The organism is Bacteroides oleiciplenus YIT 12058 (assembly GCF_000315485.1).
GTDB classification, from domain to species: domain Bacteria; phylum Bacteroidota; class Bacteroidia; order Bacteroidales; family Bacteroidaceae; genus Bacteroides; species Bacteroides oleiciplenus.
Genome location: NZ_JH992944.1, coordinates 619,210 through 638,817 on the forward strand (window position 1 = coordinate 619,210; position 19,608 = coordinate 638,817).

General features: G+C 41.8%; 13 protein-coding genes. 3 read left to right on the plus strand and 10 right to left on the minus strand.

Translation table 11 applies throughout. From position 1 onward, the window contains the following. Window positions 1-110: 110 nt before the first annotated feature. Entirely contained in the window at window positions 111-302 is a 192-nt protein-coding gene (locus tag HMPREF9447_RS22000) for a hypothetical protein (RefSeq protein ID WP_009131994.1), read from the plus strand. Beyond that, window positions 287-598, plus strand: a complete 312-nt coding sequence (locus HMPREF9447_RS22005) for a type II toxin-antitoxin system RelE/ParE family toxin (protein WP_009131995.1) — start codon at window positions 287-289, stop codon at window positions 596-598. The genes HMPREF9447_RS22000 and HMPREF9447_RS22005 overlap by 16 nt, the downstream gene beginning before the upstream one ends. A gap of 28 nt (window positions 599-626) precedes the next feature. On the opposite strand, the gene HMPREF9447_RS22010 is transcribed toward HMPREF9447_RS22005, so the two are convergent. The 4 genes from HMPREF9447_RS22010 to thrA form a co-directional block, all read right to left on the minus strand. Continuing rightward, a complete protein-coding gene (locus HMPREF9447_RS22010) occupies window positions 627-1,385 on the minus strand; it encodes a hypothetical protein (protein ID WP_244267657.1) in 759 nt (252 codons plus the stop codon). A 654-nt stretch (window positions 1,386-2,039) separates the two neighbouring features. After that, a complete protein-coding gene (gene thrC / locus HMPREF9447_RS22015) occupies window positions 2,040-3,341 on the minus strand; it encodes a threonine synthase (protein ID WP_009131997.1) in 1,302 nt (433 codons plus the stop codon). 2 nt (window positions 3,342-3,343) lie between these two features. Then, window positions 3,344-4,594, minus strand: a complete 1,251-nt coding sequence (locus tag HMPREF9447_RS22020; RefSeq protein WP_009131998.1) for a cofactor-independent phosphoglycerate mutase — start codon at window positions 4,592-4,594, stop codon at window positions 3,344-3,346. Window positions 4,595-4,598: 4 nt separating this feature from the next. Then, window positions 4,599-7,031 (minus strand): bifunctional aspartate kinase/homoserine dehydrogenase I, encoded by a 2,433-nt coding sequence (gene thrA, locus HMPREF9447_RS22025; protein WP_009131999.1) that lies wholly within the window; start codon window positions 7,029-7,031, stop codon window positions 4,599-4,601. 446 nt (window positions 7,032-7,477) lie between these two features. Here thrA and HMPREF9447_RS22030 point away from each other — a divergent pair, with 446 nt between their 5' ends. Further along, complete coding sequence (locus HMPREF9447_RS22030) at window positions 7,478-8,515, plus strand: asparaginase (RefSeq protein ID WP_044138591.1); 1,038 nt, start codon at window positions 7,478-7,480, stop codon at window positions 8,513-8,515. 100 nt (window positions 8,516-8,615) lie between these two features. On the opposite strand, the gene HMPREF9447_RS22035 is transcribed toward HMPREF9447_RS22030, so the two are convergent. From HMPREF9447_RS22035 to HMPREF9447_RS22060, 6 genes are read right to left on the minus strand one after another with little or no spacing between them, the layout of a single operon-like run. Next, window positions 8,616-10,058 carry a hypothetical protein gene (locus tag HMPREF9447_RS22035; RefSeq protein ID WP_009132001.1) on the minus strand — a complete coding sequence of 481 codons (1,443 nt, stop codon included), beginning with the start codon at window positions 10,056-10,058 and terminating at the stop codon, window positions 8,616-8,618. Window positions 10,059-10,086: 28 nt separating this feature from the next. Then, window positions 10,087-11,901 carry a DUF5107 domain-containing protein gene (locus tag HMPREF9447_RS22040; protein ID WP_009132002.1) on the minus strand — a complete coding sequence of 605 codons (1,815 nt, stop codon included), beginning with the start codon at window positions 11,899-11,901 and terminating at the stop codon, window positions 10,087-10,089. A 13-nt stretch (window positions 11,902-11,914) separates the two neighbouring features. Further along, complete coding sequence (locus HMPREF9447_RS22045; protein WP_009132003.1) at window positions 11,915-14,317, minus strand: beta-galactosidase; 2,403 nt, start codon at window positions 14,315-14,317, stop codon at window positions 11,915-11,917. A 5-nt stretch (window positions 14,318-14,322) separates the two neighbouring features. Then, the gene (locus tag HMPREF9447_RS22050; protein ID WP_009132004.1) at window positions 14,323-15,717 is read right to left on the minus strand and encodes a right-handed parallel beta-helix repeat-containing protein; all 1,395 of its coding nucleotides are present in this window, start codon (window positions 15,715-15,717) and stop codon (window positions 14,323-14,325) included. 14 nt (window positions 15,718-15,731) lie between these two features. Then, window positions 15,732-18,026 carry a beta-N-acetylhexosaminidase gene (locus tag HMPREF9447_RS22055; RefSeq protein ID WP_009132005.1) on the minus strand — a complete coding sequence of 765 codons (2,295 nt, stop codon included), beginning with the start codon at window positions 18,024-18,026 and terminating at the stop codon, window positions 15,732-15,734. 33 nt (window positions 18,027-18,059) lie between these two features. Next, complete coding sequence (locus HMPREF9447_RS22060; protein WP_244267658.1) at window positions 18,060-19,589, minus strand: right-handed parallel beta-helix repeat-containing protein; 1,530 nt, start codon at window positions 19,587-19,589, stop codon at window positions 18,060-18,062. Between the last annotated feature and the right edge of the window lie 19 nt (window positions 19,590-19,608).

The following is a 19,608-nucleotide window of genomic DNA, read 5'->3' on the forward strand; positions in this document are numbered from 1 at the left end:
GTTTCAAGGACAGAGAACGCAGAGAGAAGAAAAATGTTCAGACCGCATGGATATTCCAAAACTATTCGTATCTTTAGGATGTTCTATGAAAAACTAAGGAGGATAACCCTATGACAAACAACAAAGAAAAAGTGACACCGCGTACTCAAACGCCGGATGAACCCCAGAGCAAGGAACAAGTGCTCGTATTCTCGCATCAATTGCGCCGGGATATTGAAACAGCCTGCCGCCAGTTGGATAATCGTGAAGGACAGAACAACTTAACAATAAACAAGGAGGTAACAGAATGGCTAAGCAAGTAATATGGTCGCTCGTCGCCAAGAAACAGTTGAAGGAAGCATTCCAGATACTAAAACTAAAGAATGGGAATAATGAGGTTGGTGAAGTGCTCTATGTACAATTACAGAACATATTACACCGCATCAGCATGAATCCGTTCATCGGACAAACGACAGAAGTAGAAAATATACGCTACATCATTCCTCACCCGGGATATACACTTTTCTATCGACATAGCCTCAAGAAGATAGAAGTTGTTGTACTATGGGACAACCGACTAAAAATGGGGGAACTGAAGGTGATCCCCAAAAAGGAATGAGATGTAAAAAAAGTAAATAAGTGGCGAATTATGGTTGAACAAATTCCATAGCATGCCATGTATACCATCTTTGTGTGAACTCATCACCCAAGTTGTATTGATTGGCAACATTACGTACTGTCTCCAAATTCAAATTATCAGGTAAACGGAGAAGTGCGTTTGCAGCACAAAGTGTTTTATATTCTTCATCAAGAATAATCCTTTTACGGAGAGACAGGTTATCATCTCCGATATAAGTTCTGTGACTTACCATGCATTCTGACACCAGTCTGCCAATCATGACACCTTGCTCTGATATAAAATAGTATGAATTATCAGGTTGCCTGACATAAAGAGTATTATTATTTTTCATGTTAAAATACTCAAATGCATTATAATTACCAGTTTCCAGATTATAATACCTGAGGTAACGTTCTCTGTATCTCTGCATAAAATGTGGAGTATACTCAAGAACAAGAGGATGTCTATTGCTCGATAATGCAATATATCCGCAAGTTTCCTGACCGATTATCGGAGCGTAAATAAGAAGTGCAACACCTTCATTGAGAGCAAGAAATGCAATGGTCCAAGAATTATTCCGCTTTGTCGTGACTACCATTCTTTTAATAAATCTTCCGATAAAGTGTTCTTGCCTGTGGCGCTTTCCACAACGATCCATAAATAAATCGATTTTGGTCTGCAATATTGAAAAATCTTTCATTGCTTCAGCACATAACTCTTCGGACGACATTGACGATACAAACATGTTTTTATCTTGTTTATGGTTAATGCGAACCAGAAATTGCATAAATACCTTTCTATAACGGTTATGAGTTAAATGACAAAAGAATTATTTTTAGACATAAGAATTAGCTCATGTCTGTACTATTATAAGTCTATTTCAACTCCTTGTTCGCAACATTAATGAATATGGGTACAAAGGTACGAAAAAACAATCCAACATAGTTAGCAGAGGCCTTTTTTCATGTTATAATAATATTATCCTTGAGTAGTTACTGATTTTTTGTCAAGAGCAGATTTATGCATTCTTAACTCCGGTAAGTTGTTTATCACTACTGTCCTTAGTAGCATACCTCTGAAACAGATGGTCTGAATCTCTCAAACGCATCATGTGTTTCATGCAAACAGATGATGCGTTTGCCACAAGTAGATGATGTGTTTTCCACAGTTGAATAAGGCAAATTCCACACCCTAACTGGGTAAATGCCACATTAATTGCCTGTTAGAGTGTGGAATTTCAGTTATTAAGATGTGGCATTCGGGAAGATCAAATGTGGCATTTCAGATGGGATAAAAAAAGAGAGGAGAAGCAACGCCCCTCCTCTTATGCTAATTTAAACTTGAATCTGAGTTAAAATTACGGTTACAAATATACTATATTGAAACACCAAAGTCAAGCTTTCGGGTCTTTATTTCTTCCTGCTTAAAGAAATTCCGCTCCTTATAGCGACAATAGATAACTTTTAAAATCAGCAAATTCCTTTGTCATCGATAGGCTTTGCTTTTCACCTTGCATGAAAGCTTTCAGTTTCGCAGGAATTTCTACGGTTTCGCCGATAATACCTTCCACGGTTTCGAGGAATTTTGCCGGATGCGCCGTCTCCAGGAAAACGCCAGTTTCACCTGATTTCAATCCTTCTTTCAGAGCACGGAAACCACAGGCTCCATGTGGGTCAAGCAGGTAATGACATTCCTTCCACGCTTCACGCATCGTTTCAGCAATCTGTTCATTAGTATAAGTAGTACCACTGATTTCAGTAGAAATGGCTGCATGGCTGCCTCCATAAAGTTCGAGCACACGAGCAAAGTTACTCGGATCGCCCACATCCATAGCATTGGCAATGGTGGCGATAGAGGGACGCGGACTATAAACACCGGTCTGTAAGTATTGATAAAAGATATCATTGCGGTTATTGGCAGCAATGAAACGCCTCACAGGCAGCCCCATACGTTTACCGAACAATCCGGCAGTGATGTTTCCGAAGTTACCACTCGGAACACAGATAACGGCATCGTTCGCCTTGTCTATCTTCTTCAGTTGAGCATAAGCATAGAAGTAATAGAAAGCCTGCGGTAAGAATCGTGCTACATTAATAGAATTGGCACTGGTAAGTTGCAGATGCTCATTCAGTTCCTTATCCATAAAAGCAGACTTCACCAACGCCTGGCAATCATCGAATGTACCGTCTATCTCAAGGGCTGTGATATTCTGTCCGAGAGTCGTAAATTGTTTCTCCTGTATTTCGCTGACTTTCCCTTTGGGATAAAGCACATATACATGAATACCCTCCACACCGAGAAAACCATTAGCTACCGCACTTCCCGTATCACCGGAGGTAGCAACCAACACATTGACTTGTTTCTTACCTTCTTTTCTGATGAAGTATCCTAAAAGACGGGCCATGAAACGTCCGCCCACATCTTTGAAAGCAAGCGTCGGGCCATGGAAAAGCTCGAGTGAATAAATATCTTCCGTCACCTTCACTAAAGGAACATCAAAATTCAATGTATCGTAAACGATTTGTTTCAATGTATCGGCAGGTACATCTTCCCCAAAAAAAGCATCGGCTACGCGATAAGCAATCTCCTGAAAAGAAAGAGTATCGATACTATCATAAAAATCTTGCGGCAAAGGTTTAATGCTATACGGCATGAAAAGTCCTTTGTCAGCAGCAAGTCCCTTCACTACGGCTTCTTCCAGACTGGCGTCGGGAGCTTGTTTGTTGGTACTGTAATATTTCATAATCAGCTTTTCATAAATTCATTAATAAACTCATCTTCCTTCAACAATCCGCAACTTCCTTCACAAACAGACACTTCATCAAAGGTCTGTACACTATCCGGTTCGATACCCGGATACCAGATGAAGAAAGGAATCGGTTCATTGGTATGTGTGCGAAGCTCACATGGAGTAGGGTGATCGGGCAATACGGCAATAGCTACCGGTTCCTCCCAATCTTTCACGGCTTCATATATAGGACCTACAGCACGGCTGTCCAAATTTTCGATCGTCAGAAGTTTCAATTCCACATTTCCTTCATGTCCCGCCTCATCGCTGGCTTCGATATGCAGATAGACGAAATCGTCCGTTTTCAAGGCTTCCAATGCGGCAGCCACTTTGTTCTCATAATTGGTATCGTACAATCCGGTAGCACCTTCCACTGTCAAGCGACGCAAGTCCGCATAATATCCGATACCATTGATCAAGTCTACAGCAGAAATTACTGCCCCCCGTTTCACTTGTGGGAACTTATCAGACAAACGTTCCATTTTAGGACGATAGCCGGGACTCCAGGGCCAAATACTATTAGCCGGATCTTTCCCTTCCACCATTCGCTTCTGATTCAACGGATGATTTTTCAAAAGCTCCTGCGAACGCAGGATAAGGTCATTAATCAAATCAGCAGTTTGTTGCGGAGTCAGTTCTGCACCGCCTTCGGGAACTGTTATATTCTCCGTACCCGGCATCGGTTTCACCAGTAACGGTCGGAAAGGTTTCAACGGCACATCGTGCGGTGGCGTACAATCGATACGCTTATCTCCACCTTTGATCACCAATAAATGACGATATTGCACGCCTGTATAGAAACACACCCGCTCATTGCCCAGATGTTCCTGCAAGTACTTCACCAATACATCGGCTTCTTCCGTTGTGATGTGTCCGGCAGAATGGTTTTTAATATGATCACCTTCAATGCAAATGATGTTACAACGCATTGCCATCTCGCCCGGCTTCAAATCTACACCGATGCTGGCAGCTTCCAAAGGTCCTCGTCCTTCATAAACTTTCGGCAGGTCGTAGCCCAGAACGGACATATTCGCTACCTCACTACCGGGATGGAAACCATCGGCAACAGTCTTCAACCGTCCTGTACGCCCCATGCTCGCCAGTTTATCCATATAAGGCGTCTTGGCATATTGCATCAGCGTCTTACCGCCCAATGACTCCACAGGCCAATCCGCCATTCCATCGCCTAATATGATTATATGTTTCATTTTATTAAACATTTGCAATACTCATGATATCCGCAAATACACCTGCCGCCGTTACTCCGGCACCGGCTCCGTATCCTTGTATCATCATCGGATATTCTTTATAACGTTCCGTAGTCAGCAGAATGATATTGTTGCTACCTTCCAGACCATAGAACGGATGGTTCACACCCACTTCCTGCAAGCCGACGGATGCCTTGCCGTTTTCCAGTTTAGCAACGAAACGCCAATGCTTGTTCTCTGCTTCCAACACCTTACGGCGGGCCTCGAAATCTGCATCCAGGCTTGGCACTTTCTTCCAGAAGTCATCCAACGTACCTTCAAAGAAATCATCGGGCACAAACAGGTTCTTTTCCACATCCGACTGTTCCAGTCTGTAGCCCGCTTCACGCGCCAGAATCACCAGTTTGCGGATCACGTCTTTGCCGCTAAGGTCGATACGCGGGTCCGGCTCGGAATAGCGTTCTTCCTGTGCCATCTTGATGGTCTTGCTGAAAGGAATATCCGCACTAATCTTGTTGAAGATATAGTTCAGCGTACCGCTCAGCACGGCTTCAATCTTCAATATTTTGTCACCACTATGGATAAGGTCATTGATTGTATTGATAATAGGAAGTCCCGCACCTACGTTCGTCTCAAAGAGATACTTCACACCACGCTGGCGGGCAATCTGTTTCAGTTCACGATAATTCTCGTATTCAGAAGAAGCGGCAATCTTATTGGCAGCCACTACGGAAACGTTGTGCAACAACAGGTCTTTGTATAAAGAAGCCACTGCCGCGCTTGCCGTACAATCCACAAATACGGAGTTGAAGATATTCATACCGATAATCTCGTCGCGCAAAGTTTCCAGCGTACTCGGTTTTCCCTTCTCTGCCAGTTCCTTGCGGAAGTCAGTCAGTTCAAAACCTTCGCGGCTGAACATGGCACGGTCTGCATCAGCAATACCTACAATGTGCAACTTCAATCCGTTCTCCACCATCAGCTTCTGTTGCTGGCAACGAATTTGCTCTACCAGACTACCGCCCACCGTACCTACACCACAGATAAACAGATTCAGTACCTGATATTCCGACAGGAAGAACGAGTCGTGGATAACGTTCAGTGACTTGCGCAATGATTTAGAATCCACAACGAATGAGATATTGGTCTCTGAAGCACCCTGCGCACAGGCAATCACATTGATACCGTTACGTCCCAGCGTGCCGAACAACTTTCCGGCAATACCCGGCGTATGCTTCATATTCTCACCTACGATAGCCACCGTAGCCAGGTTCTTTTCCGCCTGTATCGGAGAAATCTCTCCCATCTCGATTTCCTTGGCAAACTCTTCATTCAGCACTTCACAAGCCAGGTCGGCATCCGCATTGCGCACACCGATAGACGTGGAGTTCTCCGAAGAAGCCTGAGACACAAGGAATACGCTGATACCATTCTTCGCCAACGCCTTGAAGATGCGGTAGTTCACACCAATCACACCTACCATACCAAGACCTTGCACGGTAATCAGGCTCGTATCGTTAATGGAAGAAATACCCTTAATCGCTTTGGTTTGCGGGTCGGAAACTTCTTGTTTGATAATCGTTCCCGTTCCTTCGGGATTAAATGTATTCTTTATTAATATAGGAATATTCTTGTGGCAAACCGGGTAAATAGTCGGCGGATATACCACCTTGGCACCAAAGTTACAAAGCTCCGTTGCCTCCACATAACTCAGTTCGTTGATGGTGTAAGCCGTAGAAATCACACGCGGGTCGGCAGTCATAAAGCCATCCACATCCGTCCAGATTTCCAGTTGGTCGGCATCCAGTGCAGCCGCAATCACCGCAGCCGTATAATCGGAACCACCACGCCCCAGATTCGTTACATCTCCCGTCACCTTATCAGTAGAGATGAAACCCGGCACTAATGAACGTTTCGGCAGTTCGCTGAACGTTTCGCGGATCAGGTCATTCGTCAAATCCGTATCCAGCACATACTTAGAGTGTTTCTTCTCTGTCTTGATGAACTTGCGGGAATCGAACCATTTCGCTCCCGTCAGTTCTGCCACAATGATGGACGACAGGCGCTCACCATAGCTGACAATCGTGTCTGATGTCTTTTGCGAAAGGTCTTTTATCAGATAAATACCCTGGAAAATATCTTTCAGTTCATTGAGTAATTCACCTATCTGGCGTTGCAGTTCCACTTGCGCCGCACCAGCAGGAATCACTTCCTTAATCATTTCTACATGGCGGTAAACGATTTCACGGAACTCATTTTCATAGGCAGCGTCGCCGGTGGCAGCCATTTTCGACGTGTTTATCAGCTTGTCTGTGATGCCGCCCAGCGCGGATACCACCACAATAACCGGTTCTTCTACTGCTTCTACAATTCTCTTGACGCTCAAAATACTGTTCGCGGAACCTACGGACGTTCCACCGAATTTAATTACTTTCATTTCCTTTATAATTATTGATAAGGTTGATACAATGTGTCGAGAACAGGACATCGGTGCCTGTATTGACTTGAATTAAAATAAGAAAAGCTGCTAAAAATAGTGTAACACGTAGAAACACAAATACTATCCATTAACCCCTAAGGGTCATGGTCATGCACATGGATGTGACTGTATGTTGATAGTACTTGTTCATACTCTCTGTTTCTTTATTGATAAGTGTCGCAAAAGTAATAATAAAAACATTCAATCTATCACATTTTGTGGTTTTTTTGTAATAAAAATATAGAAAGCCGCAAAAAGAGGCAGAAATATGCAAAAAGACAAAGTGACATTTTCACACATTTCAGCACGGAATTCCTATAACACGGCCGCACTTTTCTTACATTTTGTTATCCAATTCAAGATATATCATTATATTTGCACTAAATTACCGTAAGAGAATGCGTATGAGCCCAAATATAACTTCCATTTTGCTAATCTATACCGGTGGAACCATCGGAATGATAGAAAACCCCGAAACAGGTGCTTTAGAGAATTTCAATCTCGAGCAACTGAAAAAGCACGTACCGGAGCTGCAAAACTTCACATTCCATATCGATACTTACCAGTTCGATCCTCCGATGGACTCCTCGGATATGGACCCGGAAGCCTGGCGCAAACTGGTACACATCATCAGTGACCATTATGACAAATATACCGGCTTCGTGATTCTGCACGGCACTGATACGATGGCTTACACCGCATCCGCCCTCAGCTTTATGCTGGAAGGTTTGAGCAAACCTGTCATTCTCACCGGCTCACAATTGCCCATCGGCGTGCTCCGTACGGACGGAAAAGAAAACCTTCTTACCAGTCTTGAAATAGCCAGTGCACGTGATGCAAAAGGCAATCCGCTTGTACCCGAGGTCTGCATTTTCTTTGAGAATCACCTGATGCGCGGCAATCGTACTATCAAGATGAATGCAGAGAACTTCAATGCATTCCGTTCATTCAATTATCCTGTATTGGCAGAAGCAGGTATCCATATTAAATACAACAATGTGCAAATCCGCTTTAAGGAAGTTGAACGGGAACTGAAGCCACATTATTTATTAGATACCAATGTAGCTATATTGAAACTCTTTCCGGGTATTCAGGAAAATGTAGTGTCAAGTATATTGGGTATTGAGGGATTGAAAGCTGTTGTGCTCGAAACGTACGGTTCGGGAAATGCTCCTCGCAAAGAGTGGTTCATCCGCCGTTTGCGAAATGCTTGCGAGCAAGGGATAGTTATTGTCAACGTCACCCAGTGCAGTGCCGGAACCGTAGAGATGGAACGTTATGAAACGGGCTATCAGTTAATGCAGGCGGGAGTGCTTTGCGGATATGACAGCACGACGGAGTCAGCCGTTACAAAACTCATGTTTCTACTGGGGCATGGCTACACGCCTGATGAGGTACGAAAGAGAATGCGTACTCCGATGGCAGGAGAAATCACCATCTAAATACGTCTCATAATTAGTTTGTCTAAATAACACATAAGGGTCGTCTATCAGTATTCCCGATAAGCGGCCCTTATACTACCATGTATCAAATCAGGTACTATTACCCCTCCGTCAACTTATACTCTATAACTGTTATTGAATACTTTTTCAAAGTTATATCTTTATCTTTCACATCTCTTTGTTGCCACACAGGAGCCAGATCCTTATCATCCTTACCGAAATACTCCCAGCATTGAACTACTTTAGCATCAACTTTACCAGGAATAACAATATTCACATTCTCCTCCCTGTCACCTTTATTAATAAGGTACACAAACAATTGATCCTTTTGAGGAGAATAACTCGCATAAGATATAATATATCCTTTTGATTCGGACTTTATCATTTTATCGCCCATAAACTGATTCCAGATCAGCAACGAATACCCCGTAGGGTTGATATTCCCATTTGAATCAATAGCGTCGTGATCTGTCTGAGGCTGTTCTTCATTATTCAGCCAACGGGTATTCCAGAAACACGAAAACTCTATCTGCGGCTCTAACAGTAATTGACCGGTCATATCAAAATTCACAATTGCATGCCCCATATCATTAGTTCCATGCCAAAGTCCGGCCCAATCAATTGTTCCATATTCAGCAACTATCAATTTCCACTTACCGAGTTGTTCCGGTGTGGCATACTTATTCATAGCATTGAGTGCTGTTTGTGCAGGCCATATCAGACAACGAGTAGTATCTTTATAGCTTTCATATCCGGCATTGAAATTAAAAACACCATAGTTACTCACACATAAACGATCAATATAATCCCCAGCCTTGGTTATAATCGCTTTAAAGAACTCATCACTATCGCCATTAGGAATAACTAAGATGGAGGGATCTACTGCCTTCATGGTTTTTGAAAAGTCTATGACATCTTGAGCATAGATATCAACAGTGGAGTTCTCATTATTCTTATTCCAACTCTCATTACCTATCATCCAATAACGCACATTGTACTTTTTCTTAATGTTAGCATACCTCACCCATTCAGCAGCATGTTTAATTAATGCCTCCCGACTGGAGACCCTTTCTCCTTTTTCAGGTTTACGTAAATAATTATCAGCAGCAATTACCAATACAGGTTCAGCTCCAGCATCCCGGCAAACTTTCATGAATTCATCGAAATCCAAAGGGTCATAAACAAACTCTCCATCTTTAAAAACTCCGGGATAATCATCCAACCCAATTGTTCTCGCCAATGAAGTATGCGATTCTTCATAAGGCGGTATGCTGAAAAGATATAAATCCGATTTCTCACCACCCGGATATCGCAAATATTTTGTTCCTAGTTCTTTTACTGCTTCTGTTACGTTCTTCTTTGCCTCAGGAAAACGCCCGCCATCCATTATAAAATTCAGATTAATTCCTACCGGATGCTTTGACACATCACTGACAATACTATCCGTATATACTGTAATAGCTATTGCATCACTCACTCTATGGCCACAAGAGTTAAATAAAAACAGAACTAAAGTTGCCGTTATCAGCAGATTCTTTTTCATGGTTTTATAGCTTAATTAATAGAATTGATTATTCAAATTCCCGATATGCTCCAAAACGCGCCAAGCGGTCTTCACCTAAATTATCCGGAATTATATATGAAGATTCTCCTAAAGCCTTGCATATTTGACGCCACATATCCGTACGATTATAAGTTTGATGTACTTTCTGAAATTTAATAGACAACAACAAGTCTTTAGCAGCTTTATATTGTTTTTTATCAATAAGTAGTTGTACCCGCCTTTCGGCAATCCATTCATCTGCAGAAGCATCAACTTTACTCAGCCATTCCTCGCGTTTAGCAAGAGTCCTACTCCCCAACTGACGCAACAATTTATCACGAGCTACAACCACCTGCGGATGCAGTGCCACCCATTCTTCGCTTATGGCATCATAAGTAGCTTCCGCTTTGGTATATTCTTTATTTATCTCATACAATCTTGCCAATAAAGCCTGCGCTAATCCCAAATTCACACTACTTAGACAAACAATAGCTTCTTTACTTCTTTCGCGTCCGGCCAACCATGCACCGTAATAGTACTTCCAATAGTCTTGCTGATCTTTATTGCATTTTATAATAGCCCACTGAAAAGCATCATCTAGATTTTCCATTCCGGAAGGTGCCCAAAAAGTGGTTGTCGGATCTATTTGAGGAATATCCGTTCCATACTCAAAAGCATTGAGCAATGCAATCCAAGGAGCGATCTCATTCTCTCTTGCCCAGCCGAATAACGGCACTTCCGTTATCGGACGCAATGCAACTTCCGGCACAGAAAGTTTATAAATATCCATTCGCTTATCAGCAGGTATCCAGAACTCAGTATGCTCCCTGTATTCACCCGGCTGCAATTCCAGTTTTATAGACTGGTCGCTGATAGGTCCCCCTTGTAGTTCTGCATAAGTCTGCCTATTATTTGTACTGAGCAATGACCATTCTTTATCTTCCTTCACTCCATAACTCCATAACTTTATTCCCGGTGCACTTTGTTCGTCCGCAATATGATAAAGGCCATACCCCAATGAAGGAGTATAAGCGCCAAAAGCGTTTACATCTTTCGTCTTCCAGAAATACCCGGTCATTTCTGATATATCTTTTTCTTTTTTAGGTCCCTGTTTTTTCCAGTTTATTGTATCTAATGCAGAAGCATGTACCAATACTTCTCCTTGCGGAAAACTATATTCAGTATCAGGCATGCAAGGAATAGCAGCATTTGTCCACGACATCCAGGGATAGGCATTCGTACCCGGATTATGCATTCTGACACGTTGTGTCAGAAAGTGTTCTCCTGTCCCCAAAGAATATTCAACAGAAAATTGCATACCGTAATGCATTTCCCGCTCACCACAAGTAACATAAATCCGGTCAGTAGTCCGATCTATCTTATAACAAACCGACTCATTCTGAGTAGGGGTATGTGAAATAGGGAAGCTGACCTCTATACCGCCCGCCACAAAATAGAAACGTGGCAAAATACGTGTGTGGCGTACAAGATGTGGATTATACAAGACTTCTTTACCACTCCCTTTATGTATCATCGACATCACCTTACCACATAAGTCCGGACAAATTACAACTTTAATAAGTTCATTTTCAAGTGAAATCATTCGATAAGTTTTAGGAACCGGCCGATTGGAAGTCTCACTATAACTAACATACGGATAAACACCATCAGCATCCATAGCAGTCGGGACAGGTCCTACAGGAGTTAGCACATGAGTCAGAATTATTTCATTATATTCCTTGCATGTCACGGGAAATACCTCTTGAGCTAAGCAGACAATAGAAGAAGTGCTTATGCCCAATATTAGAATTACAAACTTCAGGTAAAAATCTATTTGTTTCATTTTCTATTCTTTTTTAATTTCCAATAGTAAAAGTTGCATAATATTCAGGAATAACCTGTATCTTATTCAGCCGACATAGCCCTCCTTTTGAGAAATCCAACCTGAGCCCTTCAGGTAAATCTTGCAGGTAAGTAGCATTAGCAAACAATTGTTGCAAGTAGAAATAGATGCCATCGCCCTGAACAGCTTCGGCATATCGCTTCAATCCTATCCGCCACGGGTTTCCATGATAGAAATTATCCGCCACCATCTCTCCATTAATAAATGCAGCACCTGTATCTCCGATATAATCAATAGAAAGAATAAGATCACTCACATCTCTGAAAGCACCTTCCGGCAAATGAACCAGAAAACGCCTCTCACTCGCCATGTGAACCTCGGGGAAAATGTGTACTCCTTTCTTGGTAAATGATATCTCACTGCAATACTTCTTTTTACTGATCTTCGCAGAAGTTTCAGTTATAAAACGAACCGCAGGAAAAGCAACAGCCTTCAATATGGTATCCGTAGATTGAATCCGTACTTTAGCATCTTCCTGCAGCACATCTGCGGAAGTTATCAGTAATTTCTCCTCCTTTTCCACCGTCACTTTACAGGCTGCTAAGGCTTGTTCCCGAGTTAAAGTTGTAATAAGAATCTCTTTCCCTGTTATAGATTTTAGTCTTACCGTGCTGTTAAATCCAGGTACTGGAATCAACTTTTTAGTCCCTCCTTTCACCGTATTCTCTGCGAATATATACTCCGGCTTCATTCCTTCGGGTGCAAAAAAGAAATAATGTTTCTTTCCTCCGGAAGTAATTCTTGCCAACGGTTGCAGGGTAGCCGACTTCAATAAGATACCATCTAAATCCATATTAAAAGGAAGAATTATATTGGCATTCTTGGCTACCGTTACGGTTCCCTCCTGTGGAAAACGAACCGTTTCACCGGCCAATTTCAAAGTAAGACTGACATCTCTCAGATCTTCACGTTTACAATGATCCTGAAAATTCGTAATAAAAACAAATCCAGCATTTTCTTTTTTACGCACTGCATATCTAAGGGTATGAGTATTTGAAGGAGTGATCGTATCACTGTTTTCCGGTAACACCACTCCCATAGGTGCCAGCAAATGACCGAAATCATTCACAAAATGATGAATAATGCGCAATGAATGATAAGAAGCGCGCGTATGTCCGAATTCTCCGATAGGAGCCTGAAAATCGTAAGACATCTTTGGCACCCCTGAAGGTTCATCACTAAAGAAGCCCTTCTTTCCCTGAGGAGTAATTCCGCCATGATACATATAATAGCCTATGCCATTGGCGCCACTTCCTAACGAACGTACCATCAGTCCTTCACCTGCTTCGGCCGGAATGCGCGGCCTTCTACCATAAGTCATCTGAATACCAACTCCCATTTCCGCACAGAAAGAAGGATAGCGGTATCCTTCATATCGTACCGGAGAGTAATCGGGAGTAGCGTGAATATCTCTGAATAAATAGAATGGAGACATACCTATATCCGCCCATGTCGGATAAGTATAAGCCGCCGTTACAGGAATAACTTCTTGGGGAATGATCGCAGCATTTCCCCACCCCGTAGCCGTATACAACGGAACTTCCATCCCATGAGACAGTGCTATCTCTTTCAATGTTTTCATGTGCTGATTACCGGCTTCAGGGCTCTGGATATCCTGTTCTTGTACCGATACACCAAATTTGGTATTTTGCACATCATAATCAGCAACAGTATAGTCAATAGGCTGATCAGGATAGCGAGTAGCCCAGGGAGCGGCAGAGTGTTGCAACTCATTTTCCAATTGAATACCAATGATGCAACCACCATCTTTATAGAAAAATCCCTTCAGTTGAGAAGCAATGGCAGCATAAAGCCGATCTACATATTTCAAATATTCCCGATCATTGGTGCGGATCAGGAACGGGCGCCCATAAAGCCAATCCGGTATGCCCCCATTTCTGATTTCTCCGTGACAGAAAGGCCCTATACGAACAAGCGTTTTCATATTATGTTTCTGACAAAGAGAGATAAATTTCCGGAGATCCTTATCACCGTTCCAATCAAAAACACCTTCTGTTTCCTCGTGAATATTCCAGAAAACATAAGTGCAAATAACATTCACTCCTCCCGACTTAACCTTCAATATCTGTTCTTCCCACTGTTCATTTGGAATACGGGCATAATGTATCTCTCCCATAATAGGAATGAAAGGAGACTTATTTAATTCCATATAATAACTATTTACAGATATAGAACCTCCATCAGGAGCCACCCCACCCAAATCCAGATGACCGGTTTCTATTATTTTATCCGGTATATCCAGATTTATATGATATGCAGACTGTGCATTTACCTGGCAGTAATAACCACTTATACAACCAAGCAATGTCCACCAGAAAAGACTTTTTTTATTCATAGCCCTCATTTTGTTAAGGGTATCATATCAGTTATAATTTCTTTCAGCCGAAATATATCTACACTTACGGGAAGATTATATCCAACTGCCTCATAGTTTGCTGTTGCATCCTGAGGTACCCGAGGCTGTCGTTCTCCTTTTTGTCCGGCAGTTTCAGACCAAAATCGATTACCTTTATAAATCGCCATTCCTTTCGTTTCATCCCCATGCAAATGTTCTATTCCTCCATTAGTCAGAATAAACGTATTATTCGCAAATTCCAATCCCGAAGAAAATCCGGTATTAAAAGAGATAGAATACCCCTGATTACTGATAATTAAATTATCGTGTACCTTAGTTTCACATAAAGGAACATCTTTATTATACGGATCACACCAAACATAAATACCCGCATGAGAATTCTTAATCCCGTCATTAATACTCACATTATAACGTACGATATTATTATTCCATTCTGTTGCGCCGCCAAACTGAAACAAGCCATACCCAGCCCCCTCATTATTCATAGCAAGATTATACTGCATTAACGAATTCGTTATTCCTCCGTCAAAATCAAATCCGCCTCCATCTAATCCTTCCGGAGAAGTCTTGTTGTCATGCGAAAAACAATATTGAATAGTTAAACGATCTGATTCGTATCCCCAAATTCCAACCGGTCCATTTCCGGACCTCGGCATATCCCAACCATTCCCCATAGCCTCACAATACTCTATTGTTGCATTGGTTGCATGGCCTACCAATATCCCGCTTCCGCTATGATTGTCCAGAATAGCAGGATTTCCGGCATTATTTTCGGCTACACAATGGCCTATATAAATATTATGCACAGATTTTGTTCCCCATTTACCAGTCACTTCAATACCGTTATAACCATTATCATGTACGTACGAATGAGTTATACGTACATCTCCTCCGCCAGTTACCCCAATGCCATTCATTTGATACCCGGAAGCTTCCACTCTATCAACCTCTATCAACCTCGAATTAACCACCTCTATGCCTGTCCCCGTATTGCCCTTTTTACGCCCCGAACCTTTCACCACTACATTCTTTACATGAATATTCTCACAGGCATCTATTACAATGGCAGAACTATGGACAGAATAAATATGTGAAACTCCCGTCCCGTATGAAGTGATAGTAAGCGGATTCTCAGATGTTGCCTTTACTCCCTTAACATGAATAGTTCCGGTTAATATCTGATTCCCTGCCAGATGAATACAATCACCCGGCAGGAATTTAACACCTTTCAAAGCATCCAAACTTTTAAATGGGGATTCCATACTACCATCAGCAACTTGACTATCGCTAAAAGAATCCACATAAAAATTTCGTATGCCGTTAGCCCAACCCGTTACACAGGTCAATAGCAATATAGAAAAAAATAACAATTTATTCATAACCACACTTCTTATTAGAAAACTTCTATTTCATCTAATGCAATCGAAGGCAAAGCATTCGGATAAGGGTAATCTTCGGGTAATTCAGTTTGCCCGTTTATCACAAGCTTCAAGTATCGTCCGTCTTTCTTGTCCGTCTTCACATAATTATGATAGATCTCTTTCTCTCCTTTGTATACAGGATATGAGAAGGTACTTTCTCCTATCTGCCGGAATTCCTTGCCATCTTTTGAAAGATAACATATCATAGACTTAGCCGGAAGTGTACTGTTTATAGGAGCAACCATAGTGCCGAAGCGAACTCCGGATACTGTTGTATTCTTCTTCAGATCAATCACAATTTCTACACCGGAAGCGATAGCCGCCCATTCGTAATTTGAGGGAGTAAAACCTTGCACACCATCCGTAAACAGAGTAGGCTTCACCGGATACCAATCCAGACTCCAGGCATCGGTGGAAAGTGTATAAGTACATCCCGTTGCTTTATTCACCAGAAAGTTCTTCACCGTCGGAGCTTCTAATATCTGATTATCTTTATCTGTCACCACAGCTTTCACACAAGTATTCTCTGTCAAATAAACCGGGCCTTCATAGATATCCGATTCCACCGTAGGTTCCGAACCATCCAATGTGTAGCGAATATCAGCATCAGGGCATATAGTCTCAAGTGTAACCGCATACATTCCTTTCTCACTATCCCAACCTCCCTGAATACGAGGTCTGAAATATTCACGGCATGTATTGACATTCCTTTTCCGGAAAAAAGAAAACTCTTTCTTCAGATGAGAAATAAAAAGTTCCCGGTTTTTATTTCCAGGCTGGCTCCAAGCCACTTCTGCAATGGCAAGCAGGCGGGGAAATGCCATATATTCAAATTTCTCAATAGTAGCAACATATTCTCCCCATATATTTCCCTGAATCCCCATAATATGTTTAGCTTCTTCCGCAGTAAGTGCCTCTGGAATAGGTTCGTAATCATATACCTGTTCCAATGATATAAATCCACCGATAGCTAAAGGAGCAAATTCCGGATTCTCCTGATAATAATCCAGATAACAATAAGTATTAGGAGTCATAATCACATTATTACCCAATTGAGCAGCCTTTATGCCTCCCGCTTCCCCTCTCCACGACATTACCGTAGCTTTCAGAGGAAGTCCTCCTTCCAGAACCTCATCCCAACCAATCAGCTTTCGTCCAAGACCTTCCGCAATCTTCTCAACCTGCTGAATAAAATAAGCATGAAGTTCAAACTCGTCTTTCAGACTTTCTTTCCTTATCAAAGCCTGGCAATCCTCACATTGCTCCCAGGATGTTTTAGGGCATTCATCACCGCCAATATGAATATATTCTCCGGGAAACAAGCTTGCAACTTCTGTAAGAATATCCTTTATAAACCGAAATGTCTGAGGTTTGGGACAATACACCTGATCGGAAATGCCGGCTCCTGCCATCAAATCAAGTGAAGAATGAAAACTGCATGCATATTCCGGATAAACGCTCAAAGCCGCCAAGGCGTGCCCCGGCATTTCAATCTCAGGAACAATTGTAATTTGCCTGTCAGCTGCATATCTCACAATATCACGAATTTCATCTTGCGTATAGTATCCTGAATGTTCTTTTCCATCATAATGACGAGGATAATATTGATCCCAGGTGCCAATAGTCGAATTAGAACGTACAGAGCCTTTTTCGGTAAGACGCGGATATTTTTTTATCTCCAACCGCCATCCCTGATCATCGGTCAGATGCCAGTGAAAACGATTCAACTTATAATTAGCAGCCAGGTCAATAGCTTTTTTCACATCTTTCAAAGGTAAATAATAGCGCCCCGCATCAATCAAGAATCCCCGGTAAGAAAAACGAGGTGCATCTTTCACAAGGATGCAAGGAAGTGAAGTATGATTTTCATCCGCCAGAATCAACTGATTAACAGTGCGGAGAGCATAAAAAAAACCGGCAGGTGCAGATGCCTTAATTACCACTTTATTGGCAGCAACAGAAAGTTCATATGCTTCTTCATCCAAGGATTTTTTATCTTGCAGTAATATGCCGGCCTTTTTAGACTTGTTTGCTTGCAAACTCAAACCATAGTCTCCCAACACTTGCTCCATAAAGTTATCAATTATCTGATTTACTTCCGGATGTTTACCGGCATATAGAATATTGTTGTTATGAGCTAAATCGAACGTACCTTGCTTCTCTTGTACATAAGAAGGTTGAGGTATAATATTGGCACCCATGACAGCAGGAACTACCACCCAGAATAATGCCACTAGATTTGCTACACATAATTTGAATAAACTCATATCTAAAGTATTTTAATGATTTAAGATTCTATTTCAATTAGCTCCGATTATATCAAGTACTTTCAGTTCTTTACCATTAACAGGTACAGTTTTATCCTTCAAAAAATCAAGAAGAATATCCCAATTCTTATCTTCCGCATTATACCAAAGTGATTTATTGAAAGTTCCTTCCTGCTTTGTAAAACCGGTGGCAGGGGTTTTCAAACTACCGATATATACATTTCCGAAATATTGGTTACCCACTGCCTTTTCCTCTTTTACAGCTACAGTCACCTCCGGAGCATAAATATAATTGTTCTTAAAGACATCTCCTTTCCCATAAGATGAATCATGCTTAGTGAAATGGAAAAGCGTACGGTCTATCTGTGGCTCCGGTTTTGGAAACAGGTAAAACAGATTATTCTCTACCAATGTGTTCTGAGTATATCCAGTGAAATGCATTGCAGGACTAAAATAGGCGTCTTTATGGCTGGCATTAGTCAGATAATTGCGTAGTCCATCATTTATACTGACATTGTAACGCACCTTGGTTTCAATATTCCCATTCACACACCAGGCTTCCGGCCAACCATCCGTACCAATTACCAACATGAAGCCGCCATCATTATTATAACTCAGATTATACTGGAATACCGAGTTCCGACATCCCCAGTCCGAATCATAAGCATACCCGTCTATGATAGATTTGTGATCACTTACTACATTAAACTGTACCAATGTATTATCGCTGCACCAAGGCCATATTCCATCGCAAGCTTCCGATTCGGGCAGTGTTTTCGGGCAATTCTTCATCACGTTATATTCTATCAATCCACCATCGCAACCAGCCAGAACAATACCGTCACCCGGCACTCCATCCAATACATTCTTCCTGACGACTACTCCCAAATTAGGATTCCACTGCTTCCTGATCCAGTACCCCCTAAACTTAATTCCATCTCTTTGGCAATCTTTCAGATAGCAATTCTCAATAGTCATTCCAACAAATCGATTCAGAATACTGTCATTATCCCGGCCATTCTGAATGCAAATTCCTATACCGCCACCTTTCTCTATCACCGTACTTCCATATACATCGTGCACGTACAAGTCATCAATGACCATATTATGTGATTCTCCAAACTTATCCAACTCTACCCACAAGCCCAGTAAACCAGCTTTCGGAACATCGCCTTTATTAGAAATTTCAAGATCGCGTATCACCAGATTCTCTGAGTTCAATATATGAACAGCAGCTGTATCAGCTCCATTTCCTTTTATATGCGGTTTTTCCAATCCTCCATATTTGCCCAGTACGACAGGATTATTCTCCTCTCCACAACAGGAAAGCAAAAGTTTCTCCGTAAATACAGCACCGGATTTCAACAAAATACTGTCTCCACCTTTTAGAGTTAAAGACTGAAGCTTTGCCAAAGACTTAAAAGGAGTCCCTACAGAGGTTCCATTATTAGCATCGTCACCATTTACAGAATCAAAATAATAATTAGTCGTTGTCATCTGCGAAGAGCAGGAAACTAACATTGCAACCAAACCTCCACAAAGTATTGTCTTTATATTTTTCATATACATATTATTTTAAAGT